Below are 24,373 nucleotides of genomic sequence, written 5' to 3' on the forward strand. Positions count from 1 at the left end.
GCACCGTCACTCGGCCGGAGCGGCGGCCGTCTCCCGGTCCCCGGCCTCCCGGCCCTCGGTGCGGAAGGCGAGGCGGTCGTCCTCGACGTCCACCGTGACCCGGCTGCCCTCGCCGAGCCGCCCGTCCAGCAGCAGCCGGGACAGCCGGTTGTCGACCTCGCGCTGGATGGTGCGGCGCAGCGGCCGCGCCCCGTACTCCGGCTGGTAACCGCGCCGCGCCAGCCACTCGACGGCCGCGTCGGTGAACTCCACGGCCACGCCCTGGGCGTGCAGCAGCCGCCGGGTGCGCTCCAGCAGCAGATCGGTGATCTGCCGCAACTGCTCGGCGCTGAGCTGCCGGAAGACGACGATCTCGTCGATGCGGTTCAGGAACTCGGGCCGGAAGTGCTCGCGCAGCGGGCGCAGGATCTGCTCGCGCCGCGCCTCCTCGTCGGCCTCCGCACCGCCCGCGCCGAACCCGATCCCCGCGCCGCGCCGGGTGATGGCCTCCGAACCGAGGTTGCTGGTCATCACGATGACGGTGTTGGTGAAGTCCACCGTGCGGCCCTGGGAGTCGGTCAGCCGCCCGTCGTCGAGCACCTGGAGCAGGATGTTGAAGACGTCCGGGTGCGCCTTCTCCACCTCGTCGAGCAGCAGCAGCGAGTACGGGTGACGGCGCACCACCTCGGTGAGCTGCCCGGCCTCCTCGTGGCCGACGTAGCCGGGCGGGGCGCCCACCAGGCGGCTGACGGTGTGCCGTTCCTGGTACTCGCTCATGTCGAGGCGGACCATGCGGTCCTCGCTGCCGAACAGCGCCTCGGCCAGCGCGCGGGCCAGCTCGGTCTTGCCGACGCCGGTCGGGCCGAGGAACAGGAAGCTGCCGATCGGCCGGTCGGGGCTGGCGAGCCCGGCACGGGAGCGCAGTACGGCCTCGGAGACCACGGCGACCGCCTCGTCCTGGCCGACCACCCGCCGGTGCAGATGCTCCTCCAGGCCGAGCAGGCGTTCCTTCTCCTCCTGGGTGAGGCTGCTGACCGGGATGCCGGTCTGCCGGGACACCACCTCGGCGACTGCCTCGGCGGTCACCTCCAGGTGCTGGCCCTCGTCGGCCTCCTCGCCGCCGCCCGCCTCGGCGATGCGCCGCTTCAGCTCCCCGATGCGGTCGCGCAGCTCGGTGGCCCGCTCGTACTGCTCGTCCGCGACGGCCTGGTCCTTGTCGCAGGCGAGCTGCTCCGCCTCGCGCTCCAGGGCCCGTACGTCCGTGCCCTTGGTGCGGGCCCGCAGCCGTACCCGCGCGCCCGCCTGGTCGATCAGGTCGATGGCCTTGTCCGGCAGCCGCCGGTCGGTCAGATAGCGGTCGGACAGCTCCACGGCCGCCACCAGGGCCTCGTCGGTGTAGCGGACCTGGTGGTGGGCCTCGTAGCGGTCGCGCAGCCCGCGCAGGATCTCGATGGCGTCCGCCGGGGTCGGCTCCGGGACCAGGATGGGCTGGAAGCGGCGGGCCAGCGCCGCGTCCTTCTCGATGCGCCGGTACTCCTCCAGGGTGGTGGCGCCCACGATGTGCAGCTCGCCGCGGGCCAGGGCGGGCTTGAGGATGTTGCCCGCGTCCAGCGAGCCGCCTTCGCCGCCGCCGCCCGCGCCGACCACGGTGTGCAGTTCGTCGATGAAGACGATCAGCTGGTCGGAGTGGGTGCGGATCTCGGTGACGATGGTGTTCAGGCGCTCCTCGAAGTCGCCGCGGTAGCGGGTGCCGGCGACCACGCCCGTCAGGTCCAGGGCCACCACCCGGCGGCCGAGCAGGATGTCGGGCACGTCGCCGTCGGCGATGCGCTGGGCGAGCCCCTCGACGATGGCCGTCTTGCCGACGCCCGCGTCGCCGATCAGCACGGGGTTGTTCTTCCCGCGCCGGGACAGCACCTCGACGGTCTGCTCGATCTCCTGGTCCCGTCCGATCACCGGGTCGACACGGCCCTGCCGGGCCAGCTCGGTGAGATCGCGCCCGTACTTGTCCAGGGTGGGCGTGCCGGTGGGGCGCTGCCGCTCGGCGCCCGGGGCCGCCGCGGTGTCCGGCTGCTCGGGCGGCAGACCGGAGGCGGCGAAGCGGGCCGCGTTCAGGATGTGCCCGGCCGCCGAGTCGGGATTGGCGGCCAGCGCGCTGAGCACGTGCTCCGGGCCGATGTAGCCGGCGCCGCCGGCCCGTGCCATGTCGTGCGCGTCCAGCAGGGCCCGCTTGACGGCCGGGGTGAGGGACAGCGCGGGGGGCGGGGAGGCGTCGCCCGGTGGGTTCTGCACGGGCCCGGACCGCTCGTCGATCTGGGTGGCGAGCGAGTCCGGGTCCGCGCCCGACCTGCTGAGCAGGGAGCGGGTGGGTTCGGTGGCGAGCGCCGCGCGCAGCAGGTGCTCGGTGTCCAGGTCCCGGCTGCCGTGGTCGGCGGCGTACTGGGCCGCGCCCTTGACGAGTTCGCGGGCGGGTCGGCTGAGGAGCCTGCCGATGTCGACGTGCCGGGGCCCGGGGCGGGTGCCGCCGAAGAACCGGGCGAAGAATTCGCCGAAGGGGTCGCCCTCGCCCTCCGGGCCGACGAAGCCGCTGGTCATCGCTTTCCGTTCCTTCGCTGACGGGTGGCTTTCGCCGGGTAACCGGATGAGATGCGGTCATGCCACGATGACACGTCCCATTTGTCCGGGCACGTCGAGCGCGGGGGCGGGGGCGGGCGCGGCTGCCGAGGTGCCGGGCTACCGCTGGGTGAGGATGCGCGGGCCGTCATCGGTGATCGCGACCGTGTGCTCGACGTGGGCGGCGCGGGAGCCGTCGTCCGTGCACAGGGTCCAGCCGTCGGGAGCCGGGTGGTACCCGTCGGTGCCGCCGCCGATCAGCATGGGCTCGATGGCGAGGACCATGCCGTGGCGCAGCGGCATGCCGCGGCCGGGGCGGCCCTCGTTGGGGACGCCGGGGTCCTCGTGCATGTGGCGGCCCACGCCGTGGCCGCCGAAGTCCTGCGGGATGCCGTAGCCCGCCGTACGGCACACCGTTCCGATGGCGTGGGCGATGTCCCCGACGCGGTTGCCGACGACGGCAGCGCCGATGCCGGCTGCCAGGGCCCGCTCGGCGGTCTCGATCAGCCGGGCGTCGGCGGGACGCGCCCGGCCGACGGTGAAGCTGAGCGCGGAGTCGCCCGCCCAGCCGCCCAGGTGGGCGCCGAAGTCCAGGGAGACCAGGTCGCCGTCGCGCAGCCGGTAGCGGGTCGGGACGCCGTGCACGATCGCGTCGTTCACCGAGACGCAGAGCACCGCCGGGAAGGGGGTCGGGGCGAAGGAGGGCCGGTAGCCGAGGAAGGGCGAGGTCGCCCCGGCCTCGCGCAGCACGTCGTGCGCGACCTCGTTCAGCTCCAGCAGGGAGACCCCCACCGCGGCGGCCTCGCGGGCGGCGGTGAGTCCGCGCGCGACGACCTGGCCGGTCTCGTGCATGGCGTCGATCGATGTGTCTGTCTTCAGTTCCACCATGCCAATTACTATACCGGTATTTCAATACCGGTCGACGCGCTAGGATGGCGTCATGGTGCGCACCCCTCTCACTCCGGAAGAGCACGAGCGCGGCGAGCGTCTCGGGCGGTTGCTGCGCGAGGCGCGCGGGAGCCGCAGCATGGCCGAGGTCGCGGCGAGCGCGGGCATCTCGGCGGAGACCCTGCGCAAGATCGAGACCGGCCGGGCGCCGACCCCGGCATTCTTCACGGTCGCCGCCCTGGCGCACGCCCTGGGCCTGTCCATGGACGAACTGGTGGGCCGGTGCGTGCCCGTCCAGGTGTGAGCACGCCCTGCCGGGCCCGGCAGAGGCCGCGGACTCACCCGGCGGAGTGTGAAACACGATCGACTCCGCGGGTTCACGACGATGGTCTTGGCAAGGGGCGCCAGGAGGCTTACGTTCGTGCCCCCGGGCCTGTTCTACGGGCGTAGAGGACTCTCCCGCGCCATGTCCGCCGCGCAGTGACCCGATCGCCTCCCCGGCCCGCGCGGGCCGGGCGTACGAGGAGGGACGCCGTGAACGACCTCTACGACCGTCACCGGGCCGTCCTGCCCGACTGGCTCTCCCTCTACTACGAGGACCCGCTGGAGATCACCCACGGCGAGGGCCGGTACGTCTGGGACGCGGCGGGCCGCCGCTACCTGGACTTCTTCGGCGGGATCCTGACCACCATGACCGCCCACGCGCTGCCCGAGGTCACCAAGGCGGTGAGCGAGCAGGCCGCCAGGATCGTGCACTCCTCGACCCTCTACCTCAACCGGCCGATGGTCGAACTGGCCGAACGCATCGCCCAGTTGAGCGGCATCCCGGACGCCCGGGTGTTCTTCACCACCTCGGGCACCGAGGCCAACGACACCGCGCTGCTGCTGGCCACCGCCCTCCGGCGCAGCAACACGGTCCTGGCCATGCGCAACAGCTACCACGGCCGCTCCTTCAGCGCGATCGGCGTCACCGGCAACCGCTCCTGGTCGCCCAGCTCCCTCTCCCCGCTCCAGACGCTCTACGTCCACGGCGGCGTCCGCACCCGCGGACCCTTCGCCCACCTGGACGACGCCGGCTTCGTCGCGGCCTGCGTCGAGGACCTCAGGGACCTCCTCGGCCACACCCGGCCGCCCGCCGCGCTCATCGCCGAACCGATCCAGGGCGTCGGCGGCTTCACCTCCCCGCCCGACGGCCTGTACGCGGCCTTCCGCGAGGTCCTCGCGGAGCACGGCGTCCTGTGGATCGCCGACGAGGTGCAGACCGGCTGGGGCCGCACCGGCGACCACTTCTGGGGCTGGCAGGCGCACGGCCGCAGCGGACCGCCGGACATCGTCACCTTCGCCAAGGGCATCGGCAACGGCATGTCCATCGGCGGGGTCGTCGCCCGAGCCGAGATCATGAACTGCCTGGACGCCAACAGCATCTCCACCTTCGGCGGCACCCAGATCACCATGGCCGCGGGCCTCGCCAACCTCAACCACCTGGTCGAACACGACCTCCAGGGCAACGCGCGCCGGGTCGGCGGCCTGCTCATCGAGCGGCTGCGGGCCGTCGCCGCCCGGCTGCCCGGCGTACGCGAGGTGCGCGGCCGCGGACTCATGATCGGCGTCGAACTGGTCAGGCCCGGCACCGACGAGGCCGACCCGCGGGCGGCCGCCGCCGTGCTGGAGGCGGCCCGCGAGCGCGGCCTGCTCATCGGCAAGGGCGGCGGCCACGCCACCAGCGCCCTGCGCATCGCCCCGCCGCTGTCGCTGACCGTCGCGGAGGCCGAGGAGGGCGCCGCCCTGCTGGAGGACGCGCTGCGCGCGGCGTACTGAACGCACACGCGGCCCCCGGGCGGGACCCGGCCGGGGGAGGAGCGCCGCGAGAAGGACGAGAAAGAGGGGAGTGTCGCCCATGACCGCCGCCCCCGACGGACCCCTGACCGCCCACGGCGGGCCCCCGGCAGCTCACGGCGGTCCCCCGGCAGCCCACGACGGTCCCCCGGCAGCTCACGCCGGACCCCTGACCGCCCACGACGGTCTCCCGGCGGCCCACGCCGGATCCCCGGCAGCCCACGCCGGATCCCTGACCGCCCGCGACCGCCCGGGACCGGTCCCCCGGACGGCGCCGGAGACCGCCCTGTCCGTGCGCCAGGTCCTCACCCTGGAACGGGTCCTCGCCGGGGAGCCGGAGGTGGTGGCGGGCGCGGACCGGCTCGACCGGCCGGTGCGCTGGGTGCACGTCGCCGAGGCGGCGGACGTCGGCGTGATGCTCAGCGGCGGCGAGATGGTCCTCACCACCGGGGTGCTGCTCGCCGGGGACGAGGAGAAGCAGGCCGAGTACATCCGCTCGCTGCACCGGGCGGACGCCGCCGCCGTGGTCCTCGGCCTCGGCCGGGCCTTCCCCGCGCCGCCCGACGTGATGCGCCGCGCCGCCGAGCGGTGCGGGCTGCCGCTGGTGGTCCTGCACCGGCCCTTCCCGTTCGCCGAGCTGACCGAGGAGGTGCAGTCCCGGCTGGTGCGGCAGAAGTTCGCCTCGGTCAGCCTCTCGGAGGCGGTGCGCACCGCGCTCACCGCGCTGATCACCGCGGGCGCCCCGCTCCAGGCGCTGCTCGACGAGATCGCCCGGCACAGCGCCTGCCCCGTCGTCGTCACCAACCTCGCCCACCGGGTGCTCGCCACGGCCGGGGAGCGCTCCGCGGTCGACGACGTGCTGCGCGACTGGGAGCGGATCGCCCGGCAGGCAGGCGGCAGCGAGGGCGACGGCTGGATCCGCGCCGGGCTCGGCGGGCGCGGGGAGATCTGGGGCCGGCTGGTGCTCTGCGGCCACCGCGGCGACGCCGCCACCGGGCGGCTGCTGGCCGACCGTGCCGCCGAGGCCCTGGTCCTGCACCGCATGCTCGGCGGCCACGGCGGCGGCACCTGGGAGGAGCAGTCCGCGCAGAGCCTGCTGACCGACCTGGTCGGCGAGGCCGTACCGGCACGGCAGCTGCTGCCCCGGGCGCGGGCGGCCGGACTGCCCGTCAACCGGCGCACCTTCGTGCCCCTGGTGGCGCGCGGCGCCGAACCGGCCGGCCTCGACCGGCTGCTGCGCCTGCTGGGCCTGCCCGGACTCGTCGCCGAGCTGTCCGACGGCCTCACCGCGATCCTCCTCAGCCTGCCCCGCGACCAGGACGCCGACGCCCTCACCGCCCACTTCGCGGCCCGTCTGCACCGGGAGGCGGCCAGGCCGGGACCGGTGGCCGGACCGGACACCGGCACCGGCGCACCGCCCCCGCCGGGCCACGGGCCGGACCCCGGCGCGGCGCGGGCGCGGGCGGGCGGGACGTCCGGCCGGGTGCGGGCCGTGGTCGCAGCGGCGGCCGCCCGGACCGACTGGGACGAGGTGCCCGCCGGACTGCGCGAGGCCCGGCATGTGGCGGACGCGGTGGCGGACTCCGCCACGGCGCGTGACCTGCCGGCCGTCGTCCGGCTCGGCGACGTCCATCTGCGCGGCCTGATGCGGCTGCTGCGCGACGACCCGCGGGTCCAGTCCTTCGCCGAACGGGAACTGGACGGACTCCTGTGCGAGGCCACCGCCACGGGCACCGCCCACGACCTGCTGGACGTCCTGCGCACCTACCTCGCCACCGGCCGCAACAAGTCCCGCACCGCCCGGCTGCACCATGTCTCGCGGCCCGCCCTGTACCGCCGTCTGGAAGCCATACAGGGCCGCCTCGGGGTGGACCTCGACGACTTCGAGCAGGCCGCGTCCGTGCACATCGCGCTCCTCGCGCATGATGCGCAGCAGCGCTGAACGGCAGCGCATCCCGCGACGACCAGGGGAAACGGCGGTGGGACATGGGACGGCGCCAGGGTGACACGGTGGCACGCCCCGCCCGCGCGGACGTGACACCGTGCACCTCAAAACCGGGCCCGCCGCCTCCCTACGCTCACCCCACACCGACCGAGCAGCGGAGGTCCCGATGAGCCGAGTGATCCGTGCCGCCCTCTTCCAGGCCGCCTGGACCGGCGACAAGGAGTCCATGATCAGGGCGCACGAACAGGCGGCCCGCGACGCGGCCGCCCAGGGCGCCCAGATCCTGTGCTTCCAGGAGCTGTTCTACGGCCCGTACTTCTGCCAGGTGCAGGACCCCGCGTTCTACGAGTACGCCGAGCGGATCCCCGACGGCCCCACCGTCCGGCGCTTCCAGGAACTCGCCCGCGAACTGAACCTGGTCCTCGTCCTGCCGATGTACGAGGAGGAGCAGCCCGGCGTCCTCTACAACACCGCGGCCGTGCTCGACGCCGACGGCAGCTACCTCGGCAAGTACCGCAAGACCCACATCCCGCAGGTGCACGGCTTCTGGGAGAAGTTCTACTTCCGCCCCGGCAACAGCGGCTGGCCCGTCTTCGACACCGCCGTCGGCAAGGTCGGCGTCTACATCTGCTACGACCGGCACTTCCCCGAGGGCTGGCGGGCGCTGGGCCTGTCCGGCGCCGAGATCGTCTTCAACCCCTCGGCCACCTCGCGCGGCCTGTCCGGCTACCTGTGGCAGCTGGAGCAGCCCGCCGCCGCCGTCGCCAACGAGTACTTCGTCGGCGCGATCAACCGCGTCGGCATCGAGGAACTGGGCGACGACGACTTCTACGGCACCTCCTACTTCGTCGACCCCGAGGCCCAGTTCGTCGGCGAGGTGGCGAGCGACAAGGAGTCCGAACTCGTCGTGCGCGACCTGGACCTGGCCAAGCTGCGCGAGGTCCGCGACCGCTGGCAGTTCTACCGCGACCGGGCGCCGGGCGCGTACACGCCGCTGACCGCCCCCTGACCGGCACCCCGGACCCGCCGTGCCCGCACGACCGGAAGGAGAGGGAGCATGAGCCGTACCGTCATCCGCGGCGGCCTCGTCGTCACCGCCGCCGACGAGATCCACGCCGACGTCCTGATCGAGGACGGCCGCATCGCCGCGCTCGCCGCCACCGGCACCCCGGCCGCCGAGGCGTTCACCGCCGAACGGACCCTCGACGCCACCGGCAAGTACGTCATCCCGGGCGGCGTCGACGCCCACACCCACATGGAGATGCCCTTCGGCGGCACCTACGCCTCCGACACCTTCGAGACCGGTACCCGGGCCGCCGCCTGGGGCGGCACCACCACCGTCGTGGACTTCGCGATCCAGACCAAGGGCGGCACCCTGCGCGAGGGACTGGACGCCTGGCACGCCAAGGCCGAGGGCAACTGCGCCATCGACTACGGCTTCCACATGATCGTCTCCGATGTGCGCGAGGAGACGCTCAAGGAGATGGACCTGCTGGTGGAGGAGGGGGTGACCTCCTTCAAGCAGTTCATGGCCTACCCCGGCGTCTTCTACAGCGACGACGGGCAGATCCTGCGCGCCATGCAGCGGGCCGCGGACAACGGCGGGCTGATCATGATGCACGCCGAGAACGGCATCGCCATCGACGTCCTGGCCGAACAGGCCCTCGCCCGCGGCGAGAGCGACCCGCGCTTCCACGGCGAGGTCCGCAAGGCGCTGCTGGAGGCCGAGGCCACCCACCGCGCGATCCGGCTGGCCCAGGTGGCGGGCGCGCCGCTGTACGTCGTGCACGTCTCGGCGCGCGAGGCGGTCGCCGAGCTGACCCGGGCCCGCGACGAGGGGCTGCCCGTCTTCGGCGAGACCTGCCCGCAGTACCTGTTCCTGTCCACCGACAACCTCGCCGAGCCGGACTTCGAGGGTGCCAAGTACGTGTGCAGCACCCCGCTGCGGCCCCGGGACCACCAGGCCGCCCTGTGGCGCGGGCTGCGCTCCGACGACCTCCAGGTGGTCTCCACCGACCACTGCCCGTTCTGCTTCAGCGGCCAGAAGGAGCTGGGCCGCGGCGACTTCTCCCGGATCCCCAACGGACTGCCGGGCGTGGAGAACCGCATGGACCTGCTCCACCAGGCCGTCGTCGACGGCCGTCTCACGCGCCGCCGCTGGATCGACATCGCCTGCGCCGCCCCGGCCCGGATGTTCGGCCTGTACCCGAAGAAGGGCACCCTCGCGCCCGGCGCCGACGCCGACGTCGTCATCTACGACCCGCACGCCGAACAGGTCGTCTCCGCGCGCACCCACCACATGAACGTCGACTACTCGGCGTACGAGGGCCGGCGCGTCACCGGCCGGGTGGAGACCGTCCTGTCGCGCGGCGAGCCCGTCATCACCGAGCGCGCGTACACCGGACACGCCGGCCACGGCGTCTACACCCCGCGCTCCACCTGCCAGTACCTCGACTAGGAGCGGTGCCCATGGACTTCGGACTCGTCCTCCAGACCGACCCGCCGGCCTCCCGTGTCATCGACCTGATGCGGCGCGCCGAGGAGAACGGCTTCCGCTACGGCTGGACCTTCGACTCCGCCGTGCTCTGGCAGGAACCGTTCGTCATCTACAGCCAGATCCTGGCGCGGACCCGGCACCTGACCGTCGGACCGATGGTCACCAACCCGTCCACCCGCACCTGGGAGGTGACCGCCTCCACCTTCGCCACCCTCAACGACATGTTCGGCAACCGCACGGTCTGCGGCATCGGACGCGGCGACTCCGCGATGCGCGTGGCCGGCCGCAAGCCCAACACCCTGGCCCGGATCAGCGAGGCCATGAAGGTCATCCGGGCACTCGGCAGGGGAGAGGAGGCCGACCTCAGCGGCACGGTCGTCCGGTTCCCCTGGATCCGTCCGGGCGCCGAGGTGCCCGTCTGGATGGCCGCGTACGGGCCCAAGGCGCTGAAGATGACCGGCGAGGAGGCCGACGGCTTCATCCTCCAGCTCTCCGACCTCTATCTCACCGAGTACATGGTCAAGGCGGTCAAGGACGCCGCGGCCGCCGCCGGACGCGATCCGGCCGAGGTGCGGATCTGCGTGGCCGCCCCCGCCTACGTCACCGACGACGACTCGCCCGCCGCGCTCGCCCACGCCCGCGACCAGTGCCGGTGGTTCGGCGGGATGGTCGGCAACCACGTCGCCGACCTGGTCGCCCGCTACGGCGAGCACTCCGCCGCCGTGCCCGAGGCCCTCACCGACTACATCAAGGCCCGCCAGGGCTACGACTACGCCCACCACGGGCGCAGCGGCAACCCGGACACCGAGTTCGTGCCCGACGAGATCGTCGACCGGTTCTGCGTCGTCGGACCGGCCGAACGGCACATCGAGAAGCTGAACGCGCTGCGCGACCTGGGCGTCGACCAGTTCGCCCTGTACGCCATGCACGACGCGCGCGAAGCCGTGATCGACGCGTACGGCCGCGAGGTCATCCCCGCCGTCGACCCCAGATAGCCCGCACTCCTGCCGACCGGGAGCACCCCATGACCGACACCGCGTCCCCGGGCATACCGCCGTCCACCCAGGTCACCCTGCCCGACGGGCGGGTGGAACTCGCCCCCGGCACCGCACCGCCCACCGGCCCCTACGCCAACGCCGACCTGCTCCCGGTCCCGGTGGCGGGACGCACCTGGACCACCTACAACTTCTCCGCCCTGTGGGTCGGCATGGCCCACAACACGGCCTCCTGGACCCTCGCCTCCGGGCTGATCGCCGTCGGCATGGACTGGAAGCAGGCGGTGTTCACCATCGCCGCGGCCAATCTGATCGTGCTGGTGCCGATGCTGCTCACCGGCCATGCCGGACCGCGCTACGGCATCCCGTTCCCGGTGTTCGCACGTGCCTCCTTCGGCGTGCGCGGCGCCAACCTGCCCGCCGTGGTACGGGCGTTGGTGGCCTGCGGCTGGTTCGGCATCCAGACCTGGATCGGCGGCGAGGCGATCTACCTGCTGGCCGGGAAGCTGATCGGCGACGGCTGGACGGACGCCTCCCGGGTGGGCGGGTACGCCTGGACGATGTGGCTGTCGTTCGCGGTGTTCTGGGCGATCCAGGTGGCGATCATCCACCGGGGCATGGACACCATCCGCCGGTTCGAGAACTGGGCGGCGCCGTTCGTCCTGGTCGGCGCGTTCGTGATGCTGTGGTGGATGAGCGTCGAGGCCGGCGGCTTCGGCCCGCTCTTCGACCAGCCCTCGAAGCTGGGCTGGGGAGCGGACTTCTGGAAGCTGTTCGCCCCCTCCCTGATGGGCATGATCGGCTTCTGGTCGACGCTGTCCCTGAACATCCCGGACTTCACCCGCTACGGCAGGAGCCAGCGGGCGCAGACCTGGGGACAGGCCCTCGGACTGCCCACCACCATGACGCTGTTCGCGTTCCTGTCGGTGCTGGTCACCTCCGGTTCCCAGGCGGTGTACGGCGAACCGGTCTGGGACCCGGTGCAGTTGGCGGCGAAGACGGACAACGTGGCCGGACTGCTGTACGCGCTGGTGACCGTGCTGGTGGCGACGCTCTCGGTGAACATCGCCGCCAACCTGGTCTCCCCGGCGTTCGACTTCTCCAACGTGGCGCCGCGCAAGGTGAGTTTCCGCACCGGCGCCCTGATCACGGCCGTGCTCGCGGTGGCGATCTGCCCGTGGAAGCTGTACGCCGACCCGCAGGGCTACATCTTCACCTGGCTGGGCCTGGTCGGCGGGCTGCTCGGCACGGTGGCGGGCATCCTCGTCGCCGACTACTGGGTGGTGCGCCGCTGCCGCCTGGCGCTGGCCGACCTGTACCGCGCGGGCGGACGCTACTGGTACGCGGGCGGCTGGAACTGGCGGGCGGTCACCGCCTTCGCGGTGGGCGGCGTGCTGGCCGTCGGCGGCGCCGACTTCCATCCGCTCGTCGACGGCCGGCCCGTCCCGGCGCTGCGGCCGCTGGCCAACTACGGCTGGGCGGTGGGCCTCGGCACCTCGGCCGCGCTCTACCTGCTGCTGACCCTGCCCGGACTGCCCGGCCGGACCGCCGGACAGGAGGTGCGGAAGGCGCGGGAGGCACGGGAGGCCCCGTGAGAGACGGCGCACGGCCGGGCGGTCAGTCCTCAGCCCCCTGGGACCGGCTGCCCAGCAGCGCGGCCACCGCCTCCTTGGCCGCCTTGATGGCGCCCTTGTTGATCACATCGGTGTCGGGGGCCTTCTTCGACTCGAAGTCGCTGCCGTTGTACGTCACGACCACCAGCGCGTTGGCGGCCCGCACCAGGACCACGCCCTCCCGGGTCTGCTGCTTGTCCTCGGTGGTGAGGTTCACGACGGAGTACGCGGCGTCGCCGAGGCCGGGCACCGCGCCGCCGCCGCTCTTCTCACCGGTCCGCTGCTGATAGGCGGTGGTCGCCGCCTCCTGGGACCGCATCACCTCGAAGGACACGTCCAGCCAGCGGTAGTCGTAGCCCTTGAGCGCGTTCCAGGAGCAGGTGCGGCGGACGTTCCTGTCCGTCGAGGCGATCTCCTTGCCCGCCGTCTTCGCCCCCGGCACCAGGGCCCCGACGGTCTTCGCCGAGACCGCGGTGCACGGCGCGGGAGCCGTCGTGTAGACGGCGGCACCGGCGGACGAGGACGGCGCGGAGGAGGGTCCGGGCGCACCGGACGAGGAGGCCGACCGGGTGCCGGCGGTGCCGGCCCCCGCTCCGCCCGCCTCGGGCCCGCCGTCGGACGGGGAAGCCAGCGGGCCGGACGTCAGCGCCCAGCCGGCACAGGCGAGGACGACGACCGGGGCCAGTCGCGCGGACAGCGCGAGCGGCAGGGGGAGTTCACGCACGGCACACTTCTCGTGTGGGGGGACGGACGATGCGGGGGCCGTCCGGATGGTGGACGGGACGACAGTGTCACACGCCCGCCTGTGCGGCGGAAGTGCCAACTCGCTCCGTGCCCGCCCGATCACTGAGTCCGGCACCGGCGGCCTCCCGGAGGGCAACCGGGACAGGCCGTCCGGTCAGCGCGTCACGGCACGCGCGCCGTGCGTGTCACGGCACACGCGCCGTCCACTCGGGCCCGCCGAACTTCGTGCGTGCCAGCTCCTGGGCGCGGGCCAGCTCCTCGTCGGTGACCTTGCCCGCCGTCAGGCCGTACCGCCCGTCGAAGGACTCGATCATCCGCTCGATGACGGCCTCGCGCGCCAGACCGGTCTGCCGCCGCAGCGGATCCACCCGCTTCTTCGCGCTCCGCGTGCCCTTGTCGGACAGCTTCTCCCGCCCGATCCGCAGCACGTCGAGCATCTTGTCGGCGTCGATGTCGTACGACATGGTCACGTGGTGCAGCACCGCACCGGGCCCGCCGCCCGGCCCGACGATCCGCTTCTGCGCGGCGCCCGCGATCTTGCCCTGGTCGGTGGCGATGTCGTTCAGCGGCTGGTACCAGGCGCGGATGCCCATGTCGCCCAGGGCGCCGAGCACCCAGTCGTCGAGGTAGGCGTAGCTGTCCTGGAAGGAGAGCCCCTGCACCAGCGCCTCGGGCACCGAGAGGGAGTAGGTGATGGTGTTGCCGGGCTCGACGAACATCGCGCCGCCGCCGGAGATCCGCCGCACCACCTCGATGCCGTGCCGCGCGGCGCCCTCGGCGTCCACCTCGTTGCGCAGCGACTGGAAGCTGCCGATGATCACCGCGGGGGCGCCCCACTCCCACACCCGCAGTGTCGGGGGCCGCCGCCCGGCCGCGACCTCGGCGGTCAGCACCTCGTCCAGCGCCATGTGCAGCGCGGGTGCCTGCGGGCCCTCGTGGATCAGCTGCCAGTCGTAGTCGGTCCAGTCGGTGGCGTGGGCCAGCGCCCGGCGCACCGCGATGCCGACGCCCTCCGAGGTCAGCCCGTACATGACCGTGCCCGCGGGCAGCGCGGCGTCGATCCGGGCGGCCAGGCCCGCCGCGTCGGTGTCCGCCGGTGCGCCCTCCAGCGCGCCGTTCACCGCGTCGAGCGCCTCGTCCGGCTCCAGGAAGAAATCTCCCGCCACGCGCACCCGCCGCAGCACGCCGTCCTCGGACTCCACGTCCACGACGACGAGCTTGCCGCCGGGCACCTTGTACTCACCGTGCACTTCCCGGGCCTCCCTTGCTGCCGCAGGGACCAACGCCCGGCACGGCCCCGGTGTTCCCGCCCGCTGTGATACCCCTGTGACCCGGAACTATGGCTTCCGTCACAGCCCCCTGCCGTGCCGCCCTGATCGGCTGAGCGGATGCGCAGAGCCCTCCCTCTCGTCCTGCTCCTCGCCGCGGGCCTCGGCCTCACCCTGTGCGGCGACCGGCCCGGGACCTGGCCCCCGGGCGGCTCCACGGCGGGCGGCCGGGACGCCCAGCCGCTGGACGCCTTCGAGCTGACAGACGCCGAGCAGGACACGGTCACCGCCGCCCGCTGGACGCTCGCCGCGCAGTGCATGCGCCGCCTCGGCTTCGACAGCCTCGCCGACGTGGACCCGTACCACCCGCCGGGCTGGCCGCAGCGCCCCGCCGACGCCTCCGGGACGGTCCTCACCCTGGTGGCCGTCAGCGACGACGCCCACCGCTACGGGGTCCAGGACCCCGAGGACGCCGCCGCCCACGGCTACCGCGGCGCCCTCGCCGCGTACCGCGCCCACGCCCGCGCGAAGACCTGGACGATGCCCGAGTACGTGGCCCTCACCGGCAGTTCGGCGGACGGCGGGCCCGCCCGCGCGCACGAGAGGCCGGTCCCCGACGGGGGCTGCCTGGGCCAGGCCGAGCGGCGGATCCGCGGCACCGGCCCCCGCACCGAACCCGACCCGGTGTCGGTCCTGCGGGGCGAGAGCCGCCGCAGCGCCGAGCGGGACCCGGCCTGGCGGCGGGCCGACCGGACCTGGTCGGCCTGCATGCGCGGCGCCGGCTATCACTACGCCACCCCCGCCGACGCCCAGCGCGGCGACGACCGCCGCGAGGAAGAACTGCGGCTCCGGCTCTCCGGCGGGCGCGGCGAGGCGGACCTGCCCACCGAGACCGAGAAGCGCACGGCCGTCGCCGACGCCCGCTGCAAACAGCGCACCGGCTACCTCGGCACGGTGCGCGCCCTGGACGTACGCGCCCAGGAACGCGTGATCGCCGGCCACCGCGCCGAACTGGACCGGCACCGCGCCCGCGAGCGGGCCGCCGTCCGCACCGCCGGGCACGTCCTGGCCACCGGAACACCCTGAACGTTCAATCCACAACTGTGCTAGTTTCCTCCTCTTCCCTGTAGCCCCGGCACGGCCCCGGCCGGTCCGCCGGTGCGGGATCCGGTGGGGTGAGGATGGACAAGAAGGCGTTCGGCGGGCTGCTGCGCGAGGCGCGGCAGCGTTCCCTGCTGACGTTGGAGGGCCTCGCCGAGGTGTCCGGCGTGAGCGTGCGGGCCATCAGCGACATCGAACGCGGCCACAGCCTGCCCCGCCAGTCGACGCTGACCGAGCTGATGGACGCGCTCGAACTGGACGAGGACGAGCGGCGCCGGCTGCTCCAGTCCGTCACCCGCCCCGCCGCCCACGCCACGGTGCCCCGGCAACTGCCGCCCGACCTCGCGGTGTTCCGCAGCCGCGAGACCGCCGTCGCGGCCGCCCGGGGCATCACCGGCGACGTGGCACCCCACGGCAGGCATCTCGTCGTCTCCGCCATCGGCGGCATGGCCGGCGTCGGCAAGACGGCCCTCGCGGTGCACTGGGCGCACCAGGTCGCCGACCGCTTCCCCGACGGCCAGCTGTACGTGAACCTGCGCGGCTTCGAGGCCTCCGAACGCCCCCTCGACCCCGGCGAGGCCCTCGGCGGATTCCTGCGCGCCCTCGGCGTGCCCAGCGGCGACATCCCCGCCAGCACCGAGCGGCGCAGCGCCCTGTTCAGGGAGAAGACCGCCTCCCGGCAACTGATCGCCGTCCTGGACAACGCGGCCGACGCCGAGCAGGTCAGGCCGCTGCTGCCCGCCTCCGCGGGCTGCCTGACCATCGTGACCTCGCGCAACCGGCTGGCCGGCCTGGCCGCCGCCGAGGGCGCCTTCGTCATCAGCCTCGACGTCTGGACGCCGCAGGAGGCGCTGGAGGCGCTCGCGGCCCGGATCGGCGAGGAGCGCTGCCGGGCGGAACCCGCCGCGGCGGCCGAGCTGGTCGAGCTGTGCGGGTTCCTCCCGCTCGCGGTCGCCGTGGTCGGCGCCCAGCTCAGCGCCGCGCCCCGGATGCGGCTCAGACTGGCGGCACGCGAGCTGATGGAGTCCAGGCCCCGGCTGGACGCCTTCGCCGCCGACGACCAGCGCGCCGACGTCCGCGCGGTCTTCTCCTGGTCCTACCGGGCGCTCACCGATGACGCGGCCCGCTTCTTCCGCCGCCTGTGCCTGCACCCCGGCCCCAGCGCCACCGCCGAGGCCGCCGCCTCGCTCGCGGGCGTCGAGATGCCGGCGGCCCGCCGCTGCCTGCGGGAGCTGACCTCGGCGAGCCTGCTCGCCCGCGACGCCGACGGCCGCTACGTCCTGCACGACCTCGTACGGGACTACGGCGGCGAACTCGCGGCCGAGGAGCAGGACGACCGCGTCGGCGCGCAGGCACGCCTGCTGGACTATCTGCGGCACAACGCGCACCTGGCCAACCGCCACTCCTCCTGGCTGGAACCCGAGCCCGCCGAGGAACCTCTGGAGGGCATCGTCCACGTCGCGATCGACAGCCGCGACGAGGCACTGGACTGGTACCGCCAGGAGGAGCCGGCCGTGGGGCCCGCCCTCCAGTCCCTGGAGGACCCGCGGCTGCTGCGCCTGCGCGGCGCCTGCGCGCGCGAGTGGATCGCCTACAACGTGATCGTGGGCCGCTGGGCCGAGGAGATGCCCGCCGCGCGGATCGGCCTGGAGGCCGGACTCGCGCTCGGCGACCCGGTCGCCACCGTGCGCAGCCGCTCCAACCTGACCCGCGCGCTCCTGGAGACCGGGCACACCGACGAGGTCGACGAGCAGATCGAGGTGCTCCTCGGGGAGCTGCCCCGGGTGCCGCTGGAGCTGCGCGCCCGCATCGTGTGCGAGATCGGCTTCTTCCGCATCCGCCAGGGCCGCTTCGCCGAGGCGCTGGAGCATCCGCGCCGGGCCCTGGAGCTGTACCGCGTGGCGCGCAACCGCGAAGGGGTGGCGTCCACCCTCAGCAACATCGGCTGGGTCCTCGCCCACACCGGCGCCTACGAGGAGGCCATCGCCACCTGCGAGGAGGCGCTGCCCCTGCTGCGGGCGGTGGGCGACCTCAAGTTCGAGGCCGGCGCCTGGGACGCCATCGGCTACGCCCAGCAGGGCCTGGGAGACCTCGACGCCGCCGTCGCCGGCTACGAGAGATCGCTGCGCCTGTGGGAGGAACAGCACGACGACTACAACCGCGCCGACGTCCTGGACCACCTCGCCTCCGCCCAGCTGGAGCAGGGCAGGAGCGAGCAGGCGCGGGCCAACTGGTCCCTGGCGGCGGACCTCCTCGACGCCCTGCGGGTGCGCCGCGCCGCCGAGATGCGGGCCAAGGCCGAGACACTGCCGCTGCGCGGCACCGAGGCGACCGCCGACGGCCGCCGGTGATCAGGAATCGAGAAGCGCGGGGCGGAAGGGCCCCCTAGGGCCTGTCCGGCCGATCGTGGTGGAGGGAGGCGACAGTGCCTTGTGGGCGCGGGTGAGCGGGGTGGGGTGCGTGCAGCCGCGAGGCGGAGGAGGGCGTCGACGCGGAGCGTCGGCGACCGACGACAACGCGGCGGATGTGCGTGCCCCACCCCGCGTCTTCGCCATGATCGGCCGGACAGGTCCTAGCCTGCCGTCATGGACATCACCATTCACACGACCGTTCTGCCGCACGACGACCCGGACGCGTCGCTCGCCTTCTACCGCGACGTCCTCGGCTTCGAGGTGCGCAGCGATGTCGGGCAGGGCCGGATGCGCTGGATCACGGTCGGCCCGGCCGGTCAGCCGGGTACGTCCCTTCTCCTGGCGCCGCCCGCCGCCGACCCCGGCATCACCGAGGACGAACGGCGCACCATCGCCGAGATGATGGCCAAGGGCACCTACGGCTGGATCCTGCTGGCCACCCCCGACCTCGACGGTACCTTCGAGAGGGTGCAGGCCGGTGACACCGAGGTCGTCCAGGAGCCGACCGAGCAGCCGTACGGCATCCGCGACTGCGCCTTCCGCGACCCCGCGGGCAACCTGGTCCGCATCCAGGAACTGCGCTGAACCATCCCACGGGAAAGGGGAGTTGCCCATGTGCCGGCCCGACTGGCGCGACGCCCGCGTCGAGGCGCAACGCCTGACCGACCTCGCCCGGCTGCGCCGCATCCGCGACCGGATCGACCGCGAGTACGCGCAGCCGCTGAACGTGGAGGCGCTCGCCCGCGGGGAGAACATCTCGGCCGGACACCTCAGCCGGCAGTTCCGGGCGGCCTACGGCGAGTCGCCGTACGCGTACCTGATGACGCGCCGCATCGAGCGCGCGGCGGCCCTGCTGCGCCGCGGCGAACTCAGCGTCACCGAGGTGTGCTTCACCGTCGGCTGCGCCTCGCTGGGCACCTTCACCACCCGCTTCGCCGAACTGGTCGGCATGCCGCCCGGCGCCTTCCGCCGCCTCGCGGCCCACCCACCGGCCGACCCCGCACCCACCGGACCGCCTCCCGCCCTCACCGTGGAGGGCATGCCGGCCTGCGTCGCCAAACAGGTCACGCGCCCACTCCGCAACCGCGAGACGCCGACCACGGCCCCGGGTTGGCCACCGGCATGAGCTGACAGCCCCCCCGCAGCAGGCCCCCACCCACAGCCGGAAGGCGGCGAACCGCGTGCGCTTCACCACCCGCCCCACCCTCCAGGGCACCTTCGGCATGGTGTCCTCCACGCACTGGCTGGCCTCGCAGTCGGCTATGGCCGTGCTGGAGGGCGGCGGGAACGCGTTCGACGCGGCCGTGGCCGGGGCGTTCGTGCTGCATGTGGTGGAGCCGCATCTCAACGGACCGGCCGGGGAGGTGCCGATCCTGCTCGCCCCGGCGGGCGGTGCGGTGCGGGTGCTGTGCGGGCAGGGGGTCGCCCCGGCGGGGGCGAGCGCCGCGCACTACCGGGGGCTCGGACTCGATCTGGTGCCGGGCACGGGGCCACTCGCCGCCGCCGTCCCGGGCGCCTTCGACGCCTGGCTGCTGCTCCTGCGTGACCACGGCACCAAGCCGCTCGACGACGTCCTGGCGTACGCCATCGGATACGCCGAGCACGGGCACCCGCCGGTGGAGCGCGTGGGGGAGACCGTCGAGACGGTGCGGGAGCTGTTCGAGACCGAGTGGACGTCCTCGGCCGAGGTCTACCTGCCCGGCGGCCGGGCGCCCCGTCCCGGCGAGCCGCTTCGCAACCCCGCGCTCGCCGCCACCTGGAAGCGGCTGCTGGCCGAGACGGCGGGAGCCGGGGACCGGGAGGCGCGGATCGACGCCGCGCGCGAGGTGTGGCGCTCCGGCTTCATCGCCGAGGCACTGGTCCGCCAGGCCCGCCGCCCCACGCTGGACACCAGCGGCGCACACCACACCGGCACCCTCACGGCCGCCGACCTCGCCGGCTGGTCCGCGGCGTACGAGGACCCGGTGACGTACGACTGGAACGGCTGGACCCTGTGCAAGGCCGGACCCTGGAGCCAGGGGCCCGCCTTCCTCCAGCAACTCGCCCTGCTGCCGCCCGAGCCGCCGGCCCACGGTTCGGCCGACTACGTCCACCTGCTCATCGAGAACTGCAAACTCGCGATGGCCGACCGGGAGGCCTGGTACGGGGACGCCGCCGACGTACCGCTGGACACGCTCCTCGGCGACGCCTACAACGCCGGACGGCGCGCCCTGGTCGGGGAGCGGGCCTCCTACGAGCTGCGCCCCGGCAGTCCGGACGGGCGCGAGCCGCGGCTGAGCGCGCACGCCTGCCGGGCCGCCGCCGAGCCCGGCGACTTCGACGCCCTGGGGGTCGGCGAGCCCACCGTCGCCAAGCCCTCCACCTCGCCTGTGCCGGGCGAACCCGAGGTCGGCGCGGACGGCGCGACCCGCGGCGACACCTGCCACCTCGACGTCGTCGACCGCTGGGGCAACATGGTCGCCGCCACGCCCAGCGGCGGCTGGCTCCAGTCCAACCCCGTCGTCCCCGAACTCGGCTTCCCGCTCGGCACCCGGCTCCAGATGACCTGGCTGGAGGAGGGTCTGCCGAACACGCTGACGCCCGGCCGCCGGCCGCGTACCACCCTCACGCCCTCGCTCGCCCTGCGCGACGGCGAACCCGTCCTGGCCTTCGGCACACCCGGCGGCGACCAGCAGGACCAGTGGCAACTGCACTTCTTCCTGGCCCTCGCGCTGCGCCCCGCCGTCCGCGGCGGCCTCGACCTGCAAGGCGCCGTCGACGCCCCGAACTGGCACAACGACTCCTTCCCCGGGTCCTTCTACCCGCGCGGCATGCGCCCCGGGTCCGTCACCGTGGAGTCCCGGACGGACCCGGAGGTCGTCGCCGGGCTGCGCCGCCGCGGACACGACGTCACGGTCGGCGGCGCCTGGTCGGAGGGGCGGCTGTGCGCGGTCGCCCGGGACCCGCGCACCGGCATCCTGTCGGCGGCGGCCAACCCGCGCGGGATGCAGGGCTACGCGGTCGGCCGCTGAGGGGGCCCCACACGGCGGCCGGAATGGGACGGAACGGGATAGAAGGGGTAGCGGGCTTCGGGCGGTCGGTGCCGGGAGTTCACGGTGATTCCACCTGGAATACACCGGTGCGGGGGGCGTTGTCAGTGGGCTGTGCTCTCATGGAGGCATGATCGAAGAGACGGAAACCATCGAAGAGTTTCTCGCGGAGCGCTCGTCCGACGTCGAGGAGGCGGTCCGCAAGGCCGCCGCGGCCGAGATCATGCCCCGCTTCCGACGGCTCGCCGAGCACGAGGTCGACCAGAAGTCCGGACCGCACGACCTGGTCACGGACGCGGACCGGCTCGCCGAGCGCTATCTCACCGACACGCTCGCCGACCTGCTGCCCGGCTCCCTGGTCGTCGGCGAGGAAGCGGTGCACGCCGACCCGGCGGTCTACGACGCGATAGGCGCCGACGTCCCGGTCTGGATCGTGGACCCGGTCGACGGCACCCGGCAGTTCGTGCACGGCGACCCCGGCTTCTGCACGCTGGTCGCCCTCACCCTGCGCGGCGCGGTCCTGGCCTCCTGGACCTACGCCCCGGCGCAGGACCGGCTCGCCACCGCCGTCCGCGGGCACGGCGCCCGCCTCGACGGCCGGCCGCTGCGCTCCGGCAGCCCCGAGCCGGGCCGCGCCCTCGAAGTGGCGCACTCCCACCCGGACTACACCACCGACGAGCAGAAGCGCGCCCTGCGCGGCCTGCGCGCCGACGGCCTGGCGCCGCGCCCCTGCGGCTCGGCCGGGCTGGAGTATCTCGCCGTCGCGAGCGGCGCGTTGGACGCCACCGCGTTCACCTGGGAGGCGGCCTGGGACCACGCGGCCGGTCTGCTGCTGGTCGAGGAGGCGGGCGGCACCCAGCTGACCCGCACCGGCGAGCCGTTCCGCCTCACCGGGGGCAACGCCCTGCCGTTCACCGCCGCGCGGGACGAGGTCACCGCCCGCCGGGTGATCGAGGCGCTGGCCGCCGGATGAGCAGGGGGCTGACCGGTGGGTGAGCAGGGCGCGGACCGCCGCGTGAGGGGAGATCGGCCGGTCCCGCCCGAGTCCGCCGCCTCGCCCGAGCCCGTCGTTCCGTCCGAGTCCGCTGTCCCGTCTGAGACTGCCGGCCCACTCGATCCTGCCCCTCCCCGGCCGGGGCGTGCGCGGGCGTGCGCGGTCGCTCCGGTTGCCGCCCGGTGGGTCCGGCGGGCGCACCGGCCGGCCGTGGCGCCCTGCGGTCGGGTGTGTCGGTGCGGCGGCATATCCTGGCCCCGACGACAGGTCCGCGTGGCCATCGGCTGACGAAGGGGTCCGAAGGTGCCGTCGATGCTCGATGTCGTGGTGGTGGGCGCGGGGCCGAACGGCCTGACCGCCGCCGTGGAGCTTGCCCGCCGCGGCTTCTCCACAGCTGTGTTCGAGGCGCGCGGCACGGTCGGCGGCGGCGCCCGCACCGAGGAGCTGACCCTCCCCGGCTTCCGGCACGACCCGTGCTCGGCCGCCCACCCGCTCGCCGTCAACTCACCGGCGTTCCGCGCCCTTCCCCTGGAGCGGTACGGGCTGGAGTGGCTCCATCCCGAGCTGCCCATGGCCCACCCCTTCCCGGACGGCACCGCGGCCGTCCTGGCCCGCTCCGTCGCCGAGACCGCGGCCTCCTTCGGCGCGCGCGACGCGGGCGCGTACCGCAGGCTCGTCCAGCCGTTCCTGCCCCACTGGGACACCCTGGCCCGGGACTTCATGTCCCTGCCGCTGACCACACTGCCCCGCGACCCGGTCACCCTCGCCCGCTTCGGACTCGCCGGACTGCCCCCCTCGACCTGGCTGAGCCGCCGCTTCCGCGACGAGCGGGCCAGGACGCTCTTCGCCGGACTCGTCGCCCATGTCATGGCCCCCCTGGGCGGGTTGGCCACCAGCGCCGTCGGCCTGGTCTTCTGCCTGGCCGCGCACGCCCGCGGCTGGCCGCTGGCCCGCGGCGGCTCCCAGTCGATCTCCGACGCCCTCGCCGCGTACCTCGAGGACCTCGGCGGCGCCGTGCACACCGACTACGAGGTCAAGCGCCTGGACGACCTGCCGCCCGCCCGTGCCTACGTCTTCGACACCTCGCCCACCGCCCTGGCCCGGATCGCCGGACTCGGCCGCTACTACGACGCGTACCGGTACGGACCCGGCGTCTTCAAGATCGACTACGCGCTGGACGGACCCGTCCCGTGGACCGCCGAGGAGGCCCGCACCGCCGGGACCGTGCAGATCGGGGCGGACAGCGCCGAGATCGGCACCGCCCTGCGCGCCGCCGCCCGCGAGGGCCGCGCACCCGAGAGACCCTTCCTCATCACCGTCCAGCCCACGGTCGTGGACCCCACCCGCGCCCCGAGGGCAAGCATGTCTTCTGGGCGTACGGACATGTGCCGGCCGGCTGGGACGGCGACCTCACCGACGCCATCGAACGCCAACTGGAGCGCTTCGCCCCCGGTTTCCGCGACCGCGTCCTCGCCCGCGCCACCGCGGGCCCGGCCCAGCTCGCCCACCGCAACGCCAACTACGTCGGCGGCGACATCGCGACCGGCGCGGTCTCCGGGCTCCAGATCCTGCTGCGGCCCAGGCTCACCCTGTTCCCGTACCACACCCCGCACCCGGCCGTCTTCATCTGCTCCTCGGCCACCCCGCCGGGACCGGGTGTGCACGGCATGTCCGGGCACAACGCGGCCAAGGCCGTGTGGAGGAGGCTGCGCCAGACATGACCCATGGTCCCGCGCCCGTGCCCCCGTCCGCTCCCGCCCTCGTCCTCGTCCGCGGCGACATCACCCGGCAGAGCGCCGACGCCCTCGTCAACGCCGCCAACTCCTCCCTGCTCGGCGGCGGCGGGGTCGACGGCGCCATCCACCGCCGCGGCGGACCCGCCGTCCTGGAGGAGTGCCGCGCCCTGCGAGCCTCCCGGTACGGCAGGGGGCTGCCCACCGGACAGGCCGTCGCCACCACGGCGGGCGCGCTGGACGCCCGCTGGGTGATCCACACCGTCGGCCCGGTGTACCAGGGGCCGGGCAGCGACCCGGCGCTCCTCGCCTCCTGCTACCGCGAGTCCCTGCGCGTCGCCGACGAGCTGGGCGCCCGTACGGTCGCCTTCCCCGCGATCTCCACCGGTGTCTACCGCTGGCCGCTCGACGACGCCGCCCGCGTCGCCGTCGAGACGGTGCGCGGGACGCGGACCGCGGTGGCGGAGGTCAGGTTCGTCCTTTTCGACGAACCGGCGTACCAGGCGTTCGCGGCCCAGCTCGACTGAGCCGGCCCGATCGGGCCCCCGGCCCCCGAGAGCCCCCGGGCCCCTGGCCCCCGGACTCCCCGGCCCTCCGGACCCACCCGGGCGCGCGGCCGGGCAGATGCCGTGGAAGCGGTCGGGCCGCGCGTCCGCCGCACCGGCGGCCGGGACGGGCACGATGATCCCCAAGCCCAGCCCTCACGACCGCATGACCTCACGACCTC

General features: G+C 74.1%; 18 protein-coding genes and 1 pseudogene. 15 read left to right on the forward strand and 4 right to left on the reverse strand.

The features are described from left to right. Positions 1-6: 6 nt before the first annotated feature. Both A8713_RS26220 and map read right to left on the reverse strand, forming a co-directional pair. On the reverse strand, positions 7-2,574 hold the full coding sequence (locus tag A8713_RS26220; RefSeq protein WP_064536008.1) for an ATP-dependent Clp protease ATP-binding subunit: 2,568 nt from the start codon (positions 2,572-2,574) through the stop codon (positions 7-9). A gap of 138 nt (positions 2,575-2,712) precedes the next feature. Beyond that, entirely contained in the window at positions 2,713-3,480 is a 768-nt protein-coding gene (gene map / locus A8713_RS26225) for a type I methionyl aminopeptidase (RefSeq protein WP_064536011.1), read from the reverse strand. Between the two features lie 52 nt (positions 3,481-3,532). Here map and A8713_RS26230 point away from each other — a divergent pair, with 52 nt between their 5' ends. From A8713_RS26230 to A8713_RS26260, 7 genes are all read left to right on the forward strand, one after another. After that, positions 3,533-3,784, forward strand: coding sequence for a helix-turn-helix domain-containing protein (locus A8713_RS26230; protein ID WP_064536012.1), 252 nt, complete (start codon positions 3,533-3,535; stop codon positions 3,782-3,784). Positions 3,785-4,014: 230 nt separating this feature from the next. Continuing rightward, positions 4,015-5,298 (forward strand): aspartate aminotransferase family protein, encoded by a 1,284-nt coding sequence (locus tag A8713_RS26235; RefSeq protein ID WP_064536014.1) that lies wholly within the window; start codon positions 4,015-4,017, stop codon positions 5,296-5,298. 79 nt (positions 5,299-5,377) lie between these two features. Beyond that, a complete protein-coding gene (locus A8713_RS26240) occupies positions 5,378-7,258 on the forward strand; it encodes a PucR family transcriptional regulator (protein ID WP_237305455.1) in 1,881 nt (626 codons plus the stop codon). A gap of 169 nt (positions 7,259-7,427) precedes the next feature. After that, the gene (locus A8713_RS26245) at positions 7,428-8,270 is read left to right on the forward strand and encodes a nitrilase-related carbon-nitrogen hydrolase (protein WP_064536016.1); all 843 of its coding nucleotides are present in this window, start codon (positions 7,428-7,430) and stop codon (positions 8,268-8,270) included. Between the two features lie 48 nt (positions 8,271-8,318). Then, on the forward strand, positions 8,319-9,719 hold the full coding sequence (hydA, locus tag A8713_RS26250; RefSeq protein WP_064536018.1) for a dihydropyrimidinase: 1,401 nt from the start codon (positions 8,319-8,321) through the stop codon (positions 9,717-9,719). An 11-nt stretch (positions 9,720-9,730) separates the two neighbouring features. Next, complete coding sequence (locus tag A8713_RS26255; RefSeq protein WP_064536020.1) at positions 9,731-10,753, forward strand: TIGR03842 family LLM class F420-dependent oxidoreductase; 1,023 nt, start codon at positions 9,731-9,733, stop codon at positions 10,751-10,753. A 29-nt stretch (positions 10,754-10,782) separates the two neighbouring features. Continuing rightward, positions 10,783-12,348: an NCS1 family nucleobase:cation symporter-1 gene (locus A8713_RS26260; protein ID WP_064536022.1), complete on the forward strand. Its 1,566-nt coding sequence runs from the start codon at positions 10,783-10,785 to the stop codon at positions 12,346-12,348. Between the two features lie 22 nt (positions 12,349-12,370). Here the strand turns inward: A8713_RS26260 and A8713_RS26265 are convergent, their stop codons facing one another. Beyond that, a complete protein-coding gene (locus tag A8713_RS26265) occupies positions 12,371-13,090 on the reverse strand; it encodes a hypothetical protein (protein ID WP_064536024.1) in 720 nt (239 codons plus the stop codon). Between the two features lie 205 nt (positions 13,091-13,295). Next, on the reverse strand, positions 13,296-14,360 hold the full coding sequence (locus tag A8713_RS26270; protein WP_064536026.1) for a lipoate--protein ligase family protein: 1,065 nt from the start codon (positions 14,358-14,360) through the stop codon (positions 13,296-13,298). Between the two features lie 138 nt (positions 14,361-14,498). Here A8713_RS26270 and A8713_RS26275 point away from each other — a divergent pair, with 138 nt between their 5' ends. The 8 genes and pseudogenes from A8713_RS26275 (at position 14,499) to A8713_RS26310 (ending at position 24,173) form a co-directional block, all read left to right on the forward strand. Further along, the gene (locus A8713_RS26275) at positions 14,499-15,464 is read left to right on the forward strand and encodes a hypothetical protein (protein WP_064536028.1); all 966 of its coding nucleotides are present in this window, start codon (positions 14,499-14,501) and stop codon (positions 15,462-15,464) included. Positions 15,465-15,559: 95 nt separating this feature from the next. Then, positions 15,560-17,830, forward strand: coding sequence for an ATP-binding protein (locus A8713_RS26280; RefSeq protein ID WP_064536030.1), 2,271 nt, complete (start codon positions 15,560-15,562; stop codon positions 17,828-17,830). A 234-nt stretch (positions 17,831-18,064) separates the two neighbouring features. Beyond that, the gene (locus tag A8713_RS26285; protein WP_064536032.1) at positions 18,065-18,475 is read left to right on the forward strand and encodes a VOC family protein; all 411 of its coding nucleotides are present in this window, start codon (positions 18,065-18,067) and stop codon (positions 18,473-18,475) included. A 28-nt stretch (positions 18,476-18,503) separates the two neighbouring features. Continuing rightward, positions 18,504-19,016 carry a helix-turn-helix transcriptional regulator gene (locus A8713_RS26290; RefSeq protein ID WP_064536034.1) on the forward strand — a complete coding sequence of 171 codons (513 nt, stop codon included), beginning with the start codon at positions 18,504-18,506 and terminating at the stop codon, positions 19,014-19,016. A gap of 55 nt (positions 19,017-19,071) precedes the next feature. Continuing rightward, a complete protein-coding gene (locus tag A8713_RS26295) occupies positions 19,072-20,901 on the forward strand; it encodes a gamma-glutamyltransferase family protein (RefSeq protein WP_173860908.1) in 1,830 nt (609 codons plus the stop codon). Between the two features lie 148 nt (positions 20,902-21,049). Beyond that, complete coding sequence (locus tag A8713_RS26300; RefSeq protein WP_064536036.1) at positions 21,050-21,892, forward strand: inositol monophosphatase family protein; 843 nt, start codon at positions 21,050-21,052, stop codon at positions 21,890-21,892. A gap of 333 nt (positions 21,893-22,225) precedes the next feature. Next, a pseudogene (locus A8713_RS26305) lies at positions 22,226-23,634 on the forward strand (phytoene desaturase family protein). Next, positions 23,631-24,173 carry an O-acetyl-ADP-ribose deacetylase gene (locus tag A8713_RS26310; protein WP_064536038.1) on the forward strand — a complete coding sequence of 181 codons (543 nt, stop codon included), beginning with the start codon at positions 23,631-23,633 and terminating at the stop codon, positions 24,171-24,173. The pseudogene A8713_RS26305 and the gene A8713_RS26310 overlap by 4 nt, the downstream one beginning before the upstream one ends. Positions 24,174-24,373 lie beyond the last annotated feature (200 nt).

The sequence above is a fragment of the Streptomyces sp. SAT1 genome, from assembly GCF_001654495.1.
Lineage (GTDB): Bacteria > Actinomycetota > Actinomycetes > Streptomycetales > Streptomycetaceae > Streptomyces > Streptomyces andamanensis.

Coding starts and splice junctions, on each gene's coding strand:
- A8713_RS26220 (WP_064536008.1), bottom strand. CDS start 2,574: ATGACCAGCGGCTTCGTCGGCCCGGAGGGCGAGGGCGACCCCTTCGGC.
- map (WP_064536011.1), bottom strand. CDS start 3,480: ATGGTGGAACTGAAGACAGACACATCGATCGACGCCATGCACGAGACC.
- A8713_RS26230 (WP_064536012.1), top strand. CDS start 3,533: ATGGTGCGCACCCCTCTCACTCCGGAAGAGCACGAGCGCGGCGAGCGT.
- A8713_RS26240 (WP_237305455.1), top strand. CDS start 5,378: ATGACCGCCGCCCCCGACGGACCCCTGACCGCCCACGGCGGGCCCCCG.
- A8713_RS26245 (WP_064536016.1), top strand. CDS start 7,428: ATGAGCCGAGTGATCCGTGCCGCCCTCTTCCAGGCCGCCTGGACCGGC.
- hydA (WP_064536018.1), top strand. CDS start 8,319: ATGAGCCGTACCGTCATCCGCGGCGGCCTCGTCGTCACCGCCGCCGAC.
- A8713_RS26255 (WP_064536020.1), top strand. CDS start 9,731: ATGGACTTCGGACTCGTCCTCCAGACCGACCCGCCGGCCTCCCGTGTC.
- A8713_RS26260 (WP_064536022.1), top strand. CDS start 10,783: ATGACCGACACCGCGTCCCCGGGCATACCGCCGTCCACCCAGGTCACC.
- A8713_RS26275 (WP_064536028.1), top strand. CDS start 14,499: ATGCGCAGAGCCCTCCCTCTCGTCCTGCTCCTCGCCGCGGGCCTCGGC.
- A8713_RS26280 (WP_064536030.1), top strand. CDS start 15,560: ATGGACAAGAAGGCGTTCGGCGGGCTGCTGCGCGAGGCGCGGCAGCGT.
- A8713_RS26285 (WP_064536032.1), top strand. CDS start 18,065: ATGGACATCACCATTCACACGACCGTTCTGCCGCACGACGACCCGGAC.
- A8713_RS26290 (WP_064536034.1), top strand. CDS start 18,504: ATGTGCCGGCCCGACTGGCGCGACGCCCGCGTCGAGGCGCAACGCCTG.
- A8713_RS26300 (WP_064536036.1), top strand. CDS start 21,050: ATGATCGAAGAGACGGAAACCATCGAAGAGTTTCTCGCGGAGCGCTCG.
- A8713_RS26310 (WP_064536038.1), top strand. CDS start 23,631: ATGACCCATGGTCCCGCGCCCGTGCCCCCGTCCGCTCCCGCCCTCGTC.